Genomic DNA, 15,121 nt, shown 5'->3' with positions numbered 1-15,121 from the left:
CCATAGAATGAACAACAATGAACTTTACGTCAGTCTAGACATCGGTACGTCCAATATTAAAGTGATCGTCGGTGAAATGTCAGACGATTCTCTTAACATTATCGGAGTCGGAAATGTTCCCTCAGAGGGGCTGAAAAAAGGATCAATCGTTGATATAGATGAAACGGTTCATTCTATAAAAAAAGCGTTTGAACAAGCAGAAAGAATGATAGGTTTTCCGCTGACCCACGCGATCGTCGGGGTTAATGGGAACTACATCCATATTCAAGATACGAACGGTGTTGTGGCTGTCTCAAGCGAGAATAAAGAGATCCACGTTGAAGACGTGCGCCGGGTGATGGAGGCCGCTCAAGTCGTTTCCATCCCGCCTGAACAGCTGATCGTCGATGTGATTCCGAGACAGTTTATCGTTGACGGCAGAGGCGATATTACAGATCCGAAAAAGATGCTCGGCGTCCGCCTTGAAGTGGAAGGATCGCTGATCACGGGCTCTAAAACGATCTTACATAACCTGCTGCGCTGTGTGGAAAGAGCGGGAATTGAAATAACGGATATTTGCCTTCAGCCGCTGGCTGCCGGATCTGTCGCTTTATCAAAGGACGAAAAAAACCTCGGAGTGGCTTTAATCGACATCGGGGGAGGATCGACAACGGTTGCCGTATTTGAGGACGGACATCTTCTTGCGACCCGCGTCATACCCCTGGGAGGAGAAAACATCACCAAGGATATTTCAATCGGATTGCGCACTTCCACAGACGAAGCTGAGCGGGTGAAGAAGCAGTTTGGACATGCTTTCTATGAAGAAGCGTCGGAAGAGGAAACATTTGAAGTCGCCGTGATCGGGACAGACCAAAAGCAGACCTTTTCTCAGCGGGAAGTGGCAGACATTATAGAAGCCAGGCTCGAAGAAATCTTTTTATTCGTGGCAGAGGAACTGCGGAACATGGGAATAAAAGAATTGCCGGGAGGGTTTGTGCTTACAGGGGGACAGGCTGGAATGCCGGGTGTCCTCAGCCTCGCACAGGATGTTCTTCAAAATAACGTCAGAGTGGCTAGCCCGAATTATATCGGTGTAAGAGAACCTCAATACATGACAGGAGTCGGCCTCATCCAATTCGCTTACCGCAACGCAAAAATCCAAGGCAGAAAAGTAGGGTTTAAGATGCCGGAACAAGCGGTTCAGGAAGTCGCGGCAACACATCAAAAAGAAGTGCAGCAGCGACCGAAGCCAAAATCCAAGCAGCACGCTCAAGCTGAGAAAAAGCCGAGCAAAATGAAGAAAATATTTAACTTCTTTTGGGAATAGAGATTAGTCATTCGACGGATTAGGAGGATTTAGCATGTTAGAGTTTGAAACAAATATAGACGGCTTAGCATCGATTAAAGTAATAGGAGTAGGTGGCGGCGGTAACAATGCCGTCAATCGGATGATCGAAAATGACGTTCAGGGAGTCGAGTTTATCGCAGTCAACACGGATGCCCAGGCTCTCAACCTGTCAAAAGCGGAAACGAAAATGCAGATTGGTGCGAAGCTGACACGCGGGCTCGGCGCCGGAGCCAATCCGGAAGTCGGCAAAAAAGCCGCAGAGGAAAGCAAAGAACAAATTGAAGAAGCGCTGAAAGGTGCAGACATGGTGTTCGTCACAGCCGGAATGGGCGGCGGAACAGGAACGGGCGCGGCACCTGTCATCGCACAAATCGCAAAAGATCTGGGCGCATTGACTGTCGGCGTTGTCACAAGGCCGTTTACCTTTGAAGGAAGAAAAAGACAGCTTCAGGCGGCAGGCGGTATTTCAGCAATGAAGGAAGCCGTCGACACCCTGATCGTCATTCCGAATGACCGTCTTCTTGAAATCGTCGATAAAAACACACCGATGCTTGAAGCGTTCCGCGAAGCGGACAACGTTCTCCGCCAAGGTGTTCAGGGCATTTCAGACTTGATCGCAACACCTGGACTGATCAACCTTGACTTTGCCGACGTCAAAACAATCATGTCCAACAAAGGTTCTGCACTGATGGGTATCGGTGTAGCGACAGGTGAGAACCGCGCTGCAGAAGCCGCTAAAAAAGCTGTTTCCAGCCCGTTGCTTGAAACGGCGATTGACGGTGCCCAAGGCGTGCTGATGAACATTACAGGCGGAGCCAACTTAAGCCTTTACGAAGTTCAGGAAGCAGCGGACATTGTGGCGGCTGCATCTGACCAGGACGTCAACATGATCTTCGGATCTGTCATCAATGAAAACTTGAAAGACGAAATCGTCGTTACGGTCATCGCGACCGGCTTTATCGAACAGGATCAAGATGCATCTAAGCCGCAGAGACCTTTAAACCAAGGCTTAAAACAGCATCATCAGCCTGCTCCGAAACGGGAGCCGAAGCGCGAGGAGCCAAGCATGCCGCATCGCAGCCAATCACAGCCTGCCGAGGATACGCTTGACATCCCGACTTTCTTAAGAAACCGCAATAAACGCTAAAACGTCTATAATACATTGGAAAGCTGCCGACAAGAAGTCGGCGGCTTTTTTTATGCGCTGGAACGGATTCTCCCCTCCAAAAGCATCAATTGTCATTCTGATCGAAGCGCCTCCCTCAAAAGCCTTGCATCTAACCTCTCTCTTTTCTCCCGGATGCACGGATTTTCCTTTCAGCTTGTCATCTGGCCGAACTATGAACAGTGAACAAGTCATATGTAAAAAGAACGAATTTACAAACCGACAAAGGAAAAATGACAAAATACGACAATGTCTATAAGTCTTTTCTTTTACCATTATTAATAGTTTCTGTTTCTAGACAAAGAAACGCAAGAAACGACTATATTTGCTATTGCTTAAAGGAGGATGTCATGTGAAGAAAAAGCCATTATTCAGCACATTCATGTGCGCTGCACTCATCGGTTCACTTCTCGCTCCGGCTGCTGTGCAGGCTGAAACAGGCACGACAGCGAAGGCCAAGGAACAAAACAAAATATCAAGCGCTCTTTACAAACGTTTTGAGAAAGAAGATAAAGTGACTTTTTTAATCAAAATGAAAAACCAGGCGAATCTTCAGCAAGCGGCGACAGCGGCTGAAAACCGGGCGAAAGCAAGCGTGATGACCGTGAAAAAAGTAAAAGAAATCAAACGTTCAGCCGTGCTGACGTCCCTGCGTACAAAAGCTGAGAGAACGCAAAAAGACTTAAAATCGTTTTTAGAAAAAGAAGAGAAAAAAGGAACAGCAAAGCAAGTGGAATCTTTTTATATTGTAAATGGCATTGCCGTGACAGCGACAAAGGATGTTATGGAAAAAGCGGCTTCATTTCCGGAGGTTGAAAAAGTGCTGCCAAATCAAAAAATTAAGCTCGGCAACACTGAAAAACCCACGGTAGAATCGAAAACGTCTGCGGATCGTTCCCCCGCTTCCAACATTCAGCAGGTTCATGCGCCTGATGTCTGGAAAAAGCGCTATAAAGGCAAAGGAGCCGTTGTCGCTTCGATTGACACCGGCGTTGAGTGGGATCATCCGGCGTTGAAGACAAAGTACAGGGGCTACAACCCTTCTAAACCGAACAGTCCAGACAATGAGTTCAACTGGTTTGATGCGACAAGCAATAAGAAAACGCCATATGACGACTTGGGCCACGGCACACATGTGACAGGCACGATGGTCGGCTCAGAAGCCGGCGGCAAAAACCAGATCGGTGTCGCACCGACTGCGAAATGGATCGCTGTCAAAGCCTTTTCAGAGGACGGCGGAGACGAAAAATCCCTTTTGGCTGCAGGAGAATGGATTTTGGCTCCGAAAGATGCGAAAGGAAAAGCGCACCCCGAAAAGGCTCCCGATGTCGTCAACAATTCTTGGGCGGGTGAACGCGGACTCAATGAATGGTATTTGGATATTGTCAAAGCTTGGCGGTCAGCTGATATCTTTCCTGCATTCGCAGCAGGTAATGTCAGCGAATTGGAACCGGGCGGACCGGGTTCAGTTGAGAATCCGTCCAACTATCCGCAATCTTTCGCGATAGGCGCAGTTGACAGCGCAAACGCGTTAGCTGATTTTTCATTGCAAGGACCATCGCCATATGACGAAATCAAGCCCGATATTTCGGCACCGGGCGTCAGCATCCGCTCTGCTTATCCGGGACACAAGTATGCTGCGATGAGCGGAACATCGATGGCGACCCCGCATGTATCAGGGATCGTCGCTTTAATGAGGGAAGCCAATCCGGACCTCACAGTCGATGAAATCGAGCGCATCCTGCTGAATACGGCGACGCCTCTGACTGACAAAACGTTTAAAAAATCGCCGAACAACGGCTACGGATACGGTTTAGTCAACGCTTTAAAAGCTTTTGACGCGGCTAAAAAAACAAAATGATAAAAAAGGACAAAACCGCTTTAACGGTTTTGTCCTTTTTTATCTAATTTTAAACATGATCTTGACAAATACCGACAAAAAAATTAACCAGTTTTTACTATATTTAAGTTACATCAAGGTCAGACAAGGCATCCACAAGGAGAGGAGGACGGACAAGTCCAGCCAATTTCATCAAAAAGGGGGATGTTCATTTGAAAAGAAAGCTGAGAAAAAAGGCGTTTTCCACCATTTTAAGCGGTTTGTTAATCGGCTCGCTGTTCATGCCCGCCGTTTCAGATGCCGCGGCAAAGCCTGCGCTCACTTCGATGAAAGAACAAGCAGTTGCAGGGAAGGGAAAAATTTCGAAATCTCTTGTCAAACAGTTCAAAAAAGAAGATCAAGTCACATTCTTGATCAAACTGAAAGATCAAGTCGATACTCCAAAGGTGGCCAAGCAGGCGGAGAAGAATGCAAAGAAAAAGTCGCTGAGCGCGGCTAAAACAGAATATCAAAAGCGCTCGGCTGTCGTCTCCGCTTTAAGAGTCAAAGCGGATGAGACGCAAAGCGATTTGAAACGTTATTTGAAAAATCAGGAAAAACAAGGGAAAGTAAAAAAAATCCGCTCCTATTATATTGTCAACGGGATGGCTGTCCATGCGACGAAAGAGGTCATGGAACAAGTAGCGGCTTTTCCGGAAGTAGAGAAAGTGCTCCCGAACGAAAAAAGGCAGCTGATCAAACCGGCTAAACAGTCAGTGAAAAAATCGGCAGCTAAGGATGAAAAAGAAATCGAATGGAATATCGATCGAGTCGACGCGCCAAAAGCCTGGAAATTGGGATATGACGGAACGGGCACGGTTGTCGCGTCAATTGATACGGGCGTGCAATGGGATCATCCGGCATTGAAAGAAAAATACCGCGGATATGACCCGCAGCATCCCGATCAGCCTGATCACGAATTCAGCTGGTATGATGCGGTTTCTGGCGCTACTGAACCTTTTGACGACCTGGAGCACGGCACGCATGTAACCGGGACGATGGTCGGATCAGAGCCTGACGGCCAAAACCAAATCGGTGTGGCGCCGGGTGCAAAGTGGATTGCCGTGAAAGCTTTTTCGGATGACGGCGGAACGGACGAAGACCTTCTTGCAGCGGGTGAATGGATTTTGGCGCCGAAAGATAAAGATGGCAACCCGCACCCTGAAATGGCTCCGGATGTTGTCAATAACTCGTGGTCAGGGGGAGCCGGGATTGATGAGTTTTACAGGGATATCGTAAAAGCGTGGCGAGCTGCCGGCATCTTCCCTGAGTTCTCTGCGGGGAACGCTGATTTCACCAATCCGGGAGGACCTGCTTCGATTGCCAATCCGGCAAACTACCCCGAAGCGTTCGCGACCGGTGCGACAGACATCGATAATCGCTTAGCCGATTTTTCACTTCAAGGTCCTTCCCCGTATGATGAGACCAAGCCTGAAGTAACAGCACCTGGGGTCAACATTCGCTCTTCTGTCCCTGGAAGCGGCTATCAAGACGGCTGGGACGGCACTTCAATGGCAGGACCGCATGTCGCAGCCGCGGCCGCACTTATCAAGCAGGCCGATTCGTCGATCACCGTTGATGGGATCGAAAAGATTTTGATGGAAACCGCAACACCGCTCACAGACAGCAAATTTACCGAATCGCCGAACAACGGATACGGCCACGGGCTCGTGAACGTGTTTAACGCGGTGTCCGCCGTCACAGAAGGGTTGGGCAAAGCGGAAGGGCAAGTCGGAAAAGAAGGCGAAGACAAAAATCCGCCGGTCTTAAACCATCAAGAGATCAAGGAAATTTACTCAGGCTCAGAAACGCCTCTTTCAGTTGATGTGGAAGACGATGTCAGCATCATATCGGTCAAATTAAGCTATAAAACCGATGATTCCGATTGGGTGACGATCGCTGCCAAACAAACTTCCGGCGACTATAAAAAAGGAACGTACGAGGCGGCCGTATCCGTTTCTGAAGGGAAAACGCTTTCCTACAAATGGATTGTCACCGATTTCGGAGGAAACAAAACGGAATCCAAAGTGTACGAAATCCCGATTTCTCCGGCTGTGACCACAGGGTATAAACAAGATTTCGAGAATGCTGCCAACGGCTGGATCACATCAGGTGTGAAGAATTCATGGGAACGCGGTATTCCTCAGTCAGGCCCGAATGCCGCAGCATCGGGAAAAAACGTATTCGCAACAAATCTGACAGGGCTGTATCAAAGTTCGGCCAATATGAATCTTCTTATGCCTCCTGTCAGCGTTCCAAAAAATCAAAAACTTTATCTCACATACAAATATTGGCACGATATTGAAGAGGACTTCGATTACGGTTTCGTTTACGTACAGCCTGAGGGGAAAGATGAATGGATCCCGGCTGCTGAGTACAGCGGCAGGACGTCAGAATGGAAAGACGGACAGATCGATTTGTCGGAATACGGGGGACAGACGATTAAGATCATGTTCAACCTACAATCTGACGACAGCATTGAAGGTGACGGGCTTTATATCGATGATGTAGCGCTTGTGAAGGAAGTGAAGAGCGCAGGCACGAAAAAACGACTGGGCGTTGAAAAACAGCCGGCTAAAATGAAGGATAAGAAAACGAAGAAACAAACGATTGATCCAAAAAAAGCAAAACCGGCAGAAACCGTTCAAGAACATTCTGAGACGAAAAAAGCAGCTCCTGCAGTTCTTCCGGTGCGGGCTCAGGTCAGCGTGCTGGAGACGGGCAAATCGACATATTCCAACCAGGCAACAGGCGCATACAGTTTGGCTCATGCACCTGGAACGTATACGCTGAAAGCGGAAGCGTACGGATATGAATCAAATGCGCAAACCGTAAAAATCGAGGCCGACAAGACGACGACGGCAGACTTTCTCTTAAAGGAACTGAAGAAAGGGACGCTCACCGGAACGATAAAAAACAAAAAAACGGGCGAACCCGTCCGACATGCAAAGCTGTATATCGTTGAAGATGCATCCATAAAACCGGTTCAGACGGACGGCGACGGAAGTTATTCATTAACGGCCTATGAAGGCTCGTATACGGTAAAGGTCTCTGCAAACGGATATTACAGCAGCGAGTTTTCCGTTGATTTAAAAGGAGATGTCTCGAAAGATATCGAGCTCGATCCTTTCATCGGCTATCCTGGGGAAATCGGCTATGATGACGGAACCGGGGAAAACGCCTGGGCTTTCTATGAATCCGGCAACGGGCTGGCCGTCAAAATGACGCTCGAAAACGGGCAGGAAAAAGCTATGCTGAAAGGCGGCTTGTTCAAATTCTGGGATACAGAATTCCCGGATCCGGGCGGAACTGATTTTGCAGTCGAGGTCTACGATGCGTCGGGTAAAAAAGGCTCTCCGGGCAAAAAACTCGCCGGCCCGTTCAAAGCTGAAGCGCTCCGCACAGGTGAATGGACGACCGTTGATTTGGGCGATGAAGGCATCCTCGTCGGAAAAGACTTTTACCTCGTGTACGTCCAGACAGAGGACCTGGCCAACTCACCTGGACTTGCTACAGATGAAGACGGGGAATATTCAGGCCGCAACTGGCAGTATACGGACGGCTCATGGTCGAAAGCGCCATCAGACCAAGGCAACTTCATGATCCGCGCTTTGGTCGACTATGAATTGGCGATGCCTGTGATTACGTCGCCTAAAGACGGATTCATTACCAACAAAAAGAATGCTGTCATCGAAGGGACATCGTCTCCGAACACGACCGTTAAGCTCTTTAACGGAGATGAAGAAGCCGGAACGGCGAAAACGGCGGGAGACGGCACTTTCTCAAAAGAGATTCCGCTGAATAAAGGTGAAAATGTGATCACCGCCAAATCGTCATCGGCTTCCGGAACGACGGATGCTTCAGACCCGGTCCGGATCGTCCTTGACCAGAAAAAGCCGAAGCTTACGATTGACACGCCGAAAAGCGGATCAAAACTCAATAAAGAGACTGTCACTGTGAAAGGAACAGTATCAGACGACCACTTAGAATCTGTTCATGTAAACGGCAAAAAAGCGGCTGTTGACAATGGCGAGTATTCTGCAAGGATTATGCTTGACAACGGCCAAAATGAAATCAAAGTAACGGCAGCGGATGCGGCAGGCAACAAAACGACCAAAAAAGTCATGGTGGATGTCAACTTTGAAGCGCCGCAAATCACCGGCTTGAAACCGGCTGAAGACCTCGAGCTCAAAACGGGAGAAACCGTGAAAATCGAGTTTGAAAACGCCGCTGATTTGGATGCTGTCTTTGTGATCAGAATGCCTCTTACCAATTTCAAAACAGCTGCCCAAAACGTAACAGAGCTGCCGATCAGAGAAGTCTCAAAAGGCAAGTATGAAGGATATTGGACCGCGACTTCAACCGCAAAAGCAAAAGGAGCGGAAATCGAGGTCATCGTCCGGGATGATTACGGCAATGAAACGAGACAAACGGCAAAAGGCAAACTGTACATCAATGAAAAGCTGAAATAAAGGTGAAAAGACGCTGTCTTTAATGGCAGCGTTTTTTTTCGTTTTATGATCGACAAATTCAGTACGAAAACTTCAAAAAATGTACGATTTGCGCAACATTAATTGACAGACTTTACCTTTGGGCTTGATTTATACTTAGGAAAACAAACAATATGGTCACCGAGCCCAAAGAAAGGGGAAGGATGTGGAAATCTATTTAGATGCGATATGGCTGTTAAACTTTTGTTTTGACTTGCTGCTTTTAATGATGACCGCATTTATTTTAAAGCGAAGGGTTAAAAAGCGGAGGCTGATCTTAGGGGCGTTTGTCGCGTCAAGCATCGTTCTGTTTATGTTTACACCTTTTTCGCCGTACGTCCTTCATCCTGCAGGCAAACTGTCGTTTTCGGTTGTGATCGTTCTTGTGACATTTGGTTTTAAGCGGTTCCGGTTTTTTTTACAAAATTTGTTTTCTTTTTATTTTGCCACTTTTTTAATGGGAGGAGGGATTATTGGAGCGCATTCTTTACTTGAAACGGATTCGATCATGGAAAACGGCGTTTTTATGACGAATTGGTCCGGTTTTGGAGACCCGGTCAGCTGGCTGTTTGTCGGTGCAGGTTTTCCGGCTGTATGGCTGTTTTCAAAAAAGCGTTTTGAAGATGCTGAAGCGAAGAAAATTCAATATGAAGAACGCGTCCGCCTAGAGACCGGCATTGATGAACATACGCTTCATTTCACCGGATTGATTGACTCCGGAAACCAACTCTACGACCCGATCACAAAAACGCCCGTCATGATCGTCAATATTGAAAAATTGAAACGTGTATTGGGAGAAGAAGCGAGTGTGATCATCAAGGAAATGAGCCCGCTTGATGCCGTCGGCAAACTTGATGAAACACTCCCGTATATCGGGCGGATCCGCCTGATTCCCTACCGCGGGGTCGGCCATCAGCATCAGTTTCTGCTCTGCCTAAAGCCGGATCATGTGCTCATTTTTTCGGAAAGGGAGGTGATTGAAGCGCCGAAATGCCTGATTGGCATCAGCACCTCACCGCTTTCCGCGGACGGCGAATTTGACGCCATCGTCCATCCGAAAATGCTCGCCGGAAACCCGGTCAAACACGTTTCTTAAACTCGAAGTCTGTTACATTATCATACTCCTGAAGACGTTTATTTAGAAGGGGGAGGAAGATGAAAAAACTAAAATTAAGGTTAACCTATCTGTGGTACAAACTTTTAATGAAACTGGGGCTGAAAAGCGACGAAATTTATTATATCGGCGGAAGCGAAGCGCTGCCCCCGCCATTGTCAAAAGATGAAGAGCAGGTGCTTCTCCATAAGCTGCCTGACGGTGATCAGGCGGCACGGGCGATTTTGATTGAACGAAATCTCAGGCTGGTCGTCTACATCGCGAGAAAATTTGAAAATACCGGCATCAATATCGAGGATTTAATCTCCATCGGCACGATCGGCCTTATCAAAGCGGTGAATACCTTTAATCCCGAGAAAAAAATCAAACTGGCTACATATGCTTCCAGATGTATTGAAAATGAAATTTTGATGTATTTAAGAAGAAACAATAAAATTCGCTCAGAGGTATCATTCGATGAACCGTTGAACATCGATTGGGACGGAAATGAACTTCTTCTCTCAGATGTGCTCGGAACAGAAAACGATATTATTACAAAAGATATCGAAGCAAACGTTGATAAGAAGCTGCTGAAAAAAGCGCTTGAACAGCTCAATGACAGAGAAAAACAGATCATGGAGCTCCGCTTCGGGCTTGTCGGAGGAGAAGAAAAAACGCAAAAAGACGTTGCCGATATGCTCGGCATCTCCCAGTCATATATTTCCCGGCTTGAAAAAAGAATTATTAAAAGGCTCCGAAAAGAATTCAACAAAATGGTTTAATTTTTTTATGAAATTTGAAGTGTTGACAGCCAAGGGTTTTCGACTTGATCTTCTTATTTTTGGAAATTAACGATGCATATTTTTCCCACCCGAGGAGATACTGAACTTTGTACAGCAGCTCCTGTAGGGAGGGAAAAAAGTGTCGAGAAATAAAGTTGAAATCTGCGGGGTTGATACATCAAAACTGCCCGTACTGAAGAACGAAGAGATGAGAAAGTTGTTCAAGCAAATGCAGGATGAAGGAGACACGACAGCAAGAGAAAAGCTTGTTAACGGTAATTTGCGCCTTGTCTTAAGCGTCATTCAAAGGTTTAACAACAGAGGAGAGTATGTTGATGACTTATTCCAAGTCGGCTGCATCGGACTAATGAAATCAATTGATAATTTTGATCTGAGCCACAATGTTAAGTTTTCAACATATGCTGTACCAATGATCATCGGAGAAATCCGCAGATATTTGCGCGATAACAACCCGATCCGCGTCTCACGGTCACTCAGGGATATCGCGTACAAGGCGCTGCAAGTGAGAGAACGGCTGATCAGTGAGACAAGCAGGGAGCCGACGGCTCAGGAGATCGCGAAAGAGCTTGAAGTGTCCCATGAAGAAATCGTTTTTGCGCTTGACGCCATTCAAGATCCCGTATCTTTGTTTGAGCCGATTTACAATGACGGAGGAGATCCGATTTATGTCATGGATCAAATCAGCGATGAGCGCAACAAGGATTCGCAATGGATCGAAGAGCTCGCCTTAAAAGAAGGCATGAGACGGCTGAATGAACGGGAAAAAATGATCCTCAGAAAACGCTTCTTCCAAGGCAAGACGCAAATGGAAGTCGCTGATGAGATCGGAATCTCCCAAGCCCAGGTGTCAAGGCTGGAAAAAGCCGCCATTAAACAAATGAATAAGAACATTCACTAAAGCCGCAGTCAATCTGCGGCTTTTCACATGCTAAAAATGGAAAATCTCTCATTCACTTTGTTATATAAATAAGCTATAATAAAAGAATTATATTTTAATTTATCAGAATATTTACATAAAAGGAGGACTTCAAATGGTTTTGCAGCTTGAGAATGCTTCACTAAAACGAAACGGAGAGTGGATATTAAAGGATATTGATTGGACGGTGGAAAAGGGGGAGCACTGGGCGTTATACGGATTGAACGGGGCCGGCAAAACCGCTCTGTTGAACATGCTGTGCGCTTATTATTTTCCGACAACAGGAAAAGTCACCGTGTTAGGGCGCGAATTTGGAAAAACGGAGCTGAACGAAAAGCTTCGCCAAAAAATCGGCCTTGTGTCAGCGGCCCTGCAGCAGAAGCTGTATCCTGAAGACAGTGCATTTGAAATTGTCTTAAGCGGCGCTTTCGCTTCGATCGGCCTTTATGAATCGCCTTCACAGTCTGTCAGGGAGAAAGCGATCGCCCTCCTGGAGGAATTCGGCTCCATCCGTTATGCGGACAGGAGATATGAAACGCTCTCTCAGGGAGAAAAACAAAAGGTGCTGATCTCAAGGGCCTTGATGGCCGATCCAGAGCTGCTCATTCTCGACGAGCCTGTAACCGGTCTTGATTTCATCGCGAGGGAGCAGGTGCTGGAGACGGTTGAACAAATTGCCAAAAAAGACAGTGCACCGTCCATGCTTTATGTTACTCACCATGCGGAAGAAATTCTCCCCGCTTTCAGCCAAACGCTGCTGTTGAAAAAAGGTGAAGTGTTTGCCTTGGGGAAGACAAGAGAGATGATGTCCGGCGAGGTTTTGTCCGAATTTTTCGATATGCCCGTCCAGGCGGTATGGACGGACGGCAGACCGTATTTGTCCAAGAAAAAGCCTCTAAACCTCAGCATTTAAAACGGCTGGTTCTTTGGCAGCCTCCTTGTTTGGAGGCTCTTTTTCAGCTTTCATCCTCTTAAAAAAGCTGGTAAGATAATAGAGAACGTCATGTTAAAGAGGGGTTCATCATTATGATCATTCAATTCATTCGCTACAGATAATGAAAGGTATAGACAAACGCTTAAACCATCCACACCTTCGTCTTTAAAAAATGCCGAAGGTGCGGGTTTATTTGTCTATGCCTTTTTCATTGATCTAAATGTGAATGAATGAGGTGTAACAATGATGAATAAAAAATTAAAAAGAGCATCGCTCATGAAAAGGCATGAAACGATGTTTCAGTGCCCGATATGCGCAACGAATATGGCGGTCACCGATTTAAAAAGCCTGATCTGTAAAAACGGACATACGTTTGATATCGCAAGAGGGGGATATGTCAATGTCACAACGCATGCTCCTTCTGTTAAATATGATAAAGAATTATTTGAAGCGAGAAGAATGTTAGCCGCCCGCGGCTTTTTTGAACCGCTTAGCGGCGCTTTGACAGATCGTCTCGAACAAGCAGGCCTCCCGTTTTGCAACTTTGTCAGCATCCTCGATGCCGGCTGCGGGGAAGGTTCGCATTTGGCGCGGATCGTTGAAAAGCTTCAAATGCGTTCCGGATCGCCTGTCCTTGGCGTCGGGCTTGATTTGGCGAAAGCCGGGATTGTGTCTGCGACTAAGCAAGAAAGAGAGGCGATCTGGTGTGTCGCCGATCTGGCTGCCGCGCCGTTTCGGAATCGTTCATTCGACGCGATCCTCAATATATTGTCGCCTTCTAATTACGCGGAATTCGAGCGGCTGTTATCTGATGACGGCATCGTTTTGAAAGTGATTCCGAAAAGCGGCTATCTGAAAGAACTGCGGGGGTTTTTGTATGACGGCTTGGACAAACAAGCCTATACGAGCGAGGATGCGGCTGAGCGGTTCTCGTCTCATTTCGATCTGATCGACAGAACGGAGATCGCCTACAGCAAACGTTTAGACCAAAGCCTTCTCGCGCCGCTCATCAAGATGACGCCATTATCATGGCGCGCAGAAAAGGAGCGGATCAATGCCTTTTTAAAGAAAGAATCCGCTGTTACGACCGTCCATCTCGACATTTTAGCCGGCAGGAAAAAAACGAAGTAAACCACTGAAAAGGCAGTCTAAATAAAGGACTGCCTTTCATATAATCTTAAAAGGACATTTGATCAGAGGAGGCGTGCGGTGGACATGATGAACATTTCTGATTTCCAGATAAAAGATGTCGTTAACGTATCAAACGGGAAAAAGCTCGGCAGCATCGGCGATATCGATATTAATGTAACGACAGGCAAAATACAGGCGATTGTCATCGGAGGAACGGGGAAAGTTTTCGGATTTTTCGGAAAAGAAGAGGAAATCGTCATTCCGTGGCGAAATATTGTTAAAATTGGAGAAGATGTGATTCTTGTGCGTTTAAGCTGATCAAGCATATGAGATGATGCCTGATCAATCGGCGGGCCCTTATCCGCCTGCTTTTTCAACATTATTGTATACGGTGAGACCGTCTGCAAAAACGGCGATAAATGTTGCAAACAATACATTTCGTTTAGTTTTTTGAAACGAAACTAAACGAATGCATCAAGATGTGTTAAAATAGGAGCGATATGATGAAAGACTACGATGTTTGTCGAAAGGCTGATCACCATGAATACATATAACCCCTTTCGTCTTGATGCTCCGTCAATGCTTTTGATTGAGGAATGGAATCAGACGGCGGAAACCGGCGGAGCCGTCACAGCCGGATTTACGACAAAAAACGGCGGAGAAAGCGAACCGCCTTTTCACTCACTGAATACAGGGCTGCACGTTCAGGATCATGAACAGCATGTCATCAATAACAGAAAACAGATTGCCGACATCTTAAAAACCGATCTGCACGACTGGGTATTTGCCGATCAGACGCATGAAGACCGGATTCAAAAAGTGACGGATAGCGATCGCGCCAGCGGCGCTTTCCGATACGATACGGCGCTGAAGGCTACGGACGGACTTTATACAGACAGGCCAAACCTGTTTTTGGCGCTTTGCTTTGCCGACTGCGTTCCCGTTTATTTTTACGATCCGGTCCGCTCGCTGGCCGGAATCGCTCACGCGGGCTGGAAAGGCACCGCGCTCGGGATCGCAGCCAGCATGGTTGACACGTGGGTCAGCCGGGAAGGATCAAATCCCGCAGACATCCACGCCGTGATCGGGCCTGCGATCGGCTCGTGCTGCTACACTGTCGACGATCATGTAATAGACAAAATCAGGAATCTTCCTCTTCAGCAAGAAGACAAAGCCTTTTTGACGATAAAAGAAGGGGAGTACCGTCTCGAATTAAAAGAAGTGAACAGGCAGCTGCTTGTACACGCCGGAATTCCAAACGGCCAGATCAAGGTGAGTTCCCTTTGTACGAGCTGCGAGCATTCACTGTTTTTCTCCCATCGGAGAGACCGGGGAAAAACCGGACGGATGATGTCCTTCATCGGATTAAAGGAGGTATAGCTT

At 47.1% G+C, this 15,121-nt stretch carries 11 protein-coding genes; all 11 read left to right on the top strand.

Features of this window, described 5'->3' with window-relative positions; all coding sequences use genetic code 11:
* The first annotated feature begins 7 nt into the window (after positions 1–7).
* The 11 genes from ftsA to pgeF all read left to right on the top strand — a co-directional run bounded on the left by ftsA (position 8) and on the right by pgeF (position 15,118).
* Entirely contained in the window at positions 8–1,306 is a 1,299-nt protein-coding gene (gene ftsA / locus M1E03_RS13150; protein WP_020451307.1) for a cell division protein FtsA, read from the top strand.
* A gap of 34 nt (positions 1,307–1,340) precedes the next feature.
* Positions 1,341–2,474 carry a cell division protein FtsZ gene (ftsZ, locus tag M1E03_RS13145; protein ID WP_020451308.1) on the top strand — a complete coding sequence of 378 codons (1,134 nt, stop codon included), beginning with the start codon at positions 1,341–1,343 and terminating at the stop codon, positions 2,472–2,474.
* A gap of 370 nt (positions 2,475–2,844) precedes the next feature.
* Entirely contained in the window at positions 2,845–4,353 is a 1,509-nt protein-coding gene (locus tag M1E03_RS13140) for a S8 family serine peptidase (RefSeq protein WP_317985346.1), read from the top strand.
* A 191-nt stretch (positions 4,354–4,544) separates the two neighbouring features.
* Positions 4,545–8,843, top strand: coding sequence for a S8 family peptidase (locus M1E03_RS13135; RefSeq protein ID WP_145654230.1), 4,299 nt, complete (start codon positions 4,545–4,547; stop codon positions 8,841–8,843).
* 184 nt (positions 8,844–9,027) lie between these two features.
* Entirely contained in the window at positions 9,028–9,957 is a 930-nt protein-coding gene (gene spoIIGA, locus M1E03_RS13130; RefSeq protein WP_145654231.1) for a sigma-E processing peptidase SpoIIGA, read from the top strand.
* Between the two features lie 59 nt (positions 9,958–10,016).
* A complete protein-coding gene (gene sigE / locus M1E03_RS13125; protein WP_003181573.1) occupies positions 10,017–10,736 on the top strand; it encodes an RNA polymerase sporulation sigma factor SigE in 720 nt (239 codons plus the stop codon).
* Positions 10,737–10,875: 139 nt separating this feature from the next.
* Positions 10,876–11,655 (top strand): RNA polymerase sporulation sigma factor SigG, encoded by a 780-nt coding sequence (gene sigG / locus M1E03_RS13120; RefSeq protein ID WP_003181576.1) that lies wholly within the window; start codon positions 10,876–10,878, stop codon positions 11,653–11,655.
* 133 nt (positions 11,656–11,788) lie between these two features.
* Positions 11,789–12,586 (top strand): ABC transporter ATP-binding protein, encoded by a 798-nt coding sequence (locus tag M1E03_RS13115; protein WP_020451313.1) that lies wholly within the window; start codon positions 11,789–11,791, stop codon positions 12,584–12,586.
* Positions 12,587–12,850: 264 nt separating this feature from the next.
* Positions 12,851–13,738 carry a putative RNA methyltransferase gene (locus M1E03_RS13110; protein ID WP_020451314.1) on the top strand — a complete coding sequence of 296 codons (888 nt, stop codon included), beginning with the start codon at positions 12,851–12,853 and terminating at the stop codon, positions 13,736–13,738.
* Between the two features lie 84 nt (positions 13,739–13,822).
* Positions 13,823–14,056: a YlmC/YmxH family sporulation protein gene (locus M1E03_RS13105; protein ID WP_011197962.1), complete on the top strand. Its 234-nt coding sequence runs from the start codon at positions 13,823–13,825 to the stop codon at positions 14,054–14,056.
* Positions 14,057–14,278: 222 nt separating this feature from the next.
* Positions 14,279–15,118: a peptidoglycan editing factor PgeF gene (gene pgeF / locus M1E03_RS13100; RefSeq protein WP_223254791.1), complete on the top strand. Its 840-nt coding sequence runs from the start codon at positions 14,279–14,281 to the stop codon at positions 15,116–15,118.
* The last annotated feature ends 3 nt before the right edge of the window (positions 15,119–15,121 follow it).

Source organism: Bacillus sp. PK6-013 (assembly GCF_054161445.1).
Note: the sequence above shows the minus strand (reverse complement) of the source record. Positions and strands in the feature narration are given on the sequence as shown.

Coding starts and splice junctions, on each gene's coding strand:
- M1E03_RS13105 (WP_011197962.1), top strand. CDS start 13,823: ATGATGAACATTTCTGATTTCCAGATAAAAGATGTCGTTAACGTATCA.
- M1E03_RS13115 (WP_020451313.1), top strand. CDS start 11,789: ATGGTTTTGCAGCTTGAGAATGCTTCACTAAAACGAAACGGAGAGTGG.
- pgeF (WP_223254791.1), top strand. CDS start 14,279: ATGAATACATATAACCCCTTTCGTCTTGATGCTCCGTCAATGCTTTTG.
- ftsZ (WP_020451308.1), top strand. CDS start 1,341: ATGTTAGAGTTTGAAACAAATATAGACGGCTTAGCATCGATTAAAGTA.
- ftsA (WP_020451307.1), top strand. CDS start 8: ATGAACAACAATGAACTTTACGTCAGTCTAGACATCGGTACGTCCAAT.
- M1E03_RS13110 (WP_020451314.1), top strand. CDS start 12,851: ATGATGAATAAAAAATTAAAAAGAGCATCGCTCATGAAAAGGCATGAA.
- sigE (WP_003181573.1), top strand. CDS start 10,017: ATGAAAAAACTAAAATTAAGGTTAACCTATCTGTGGTACAAACTTTTA.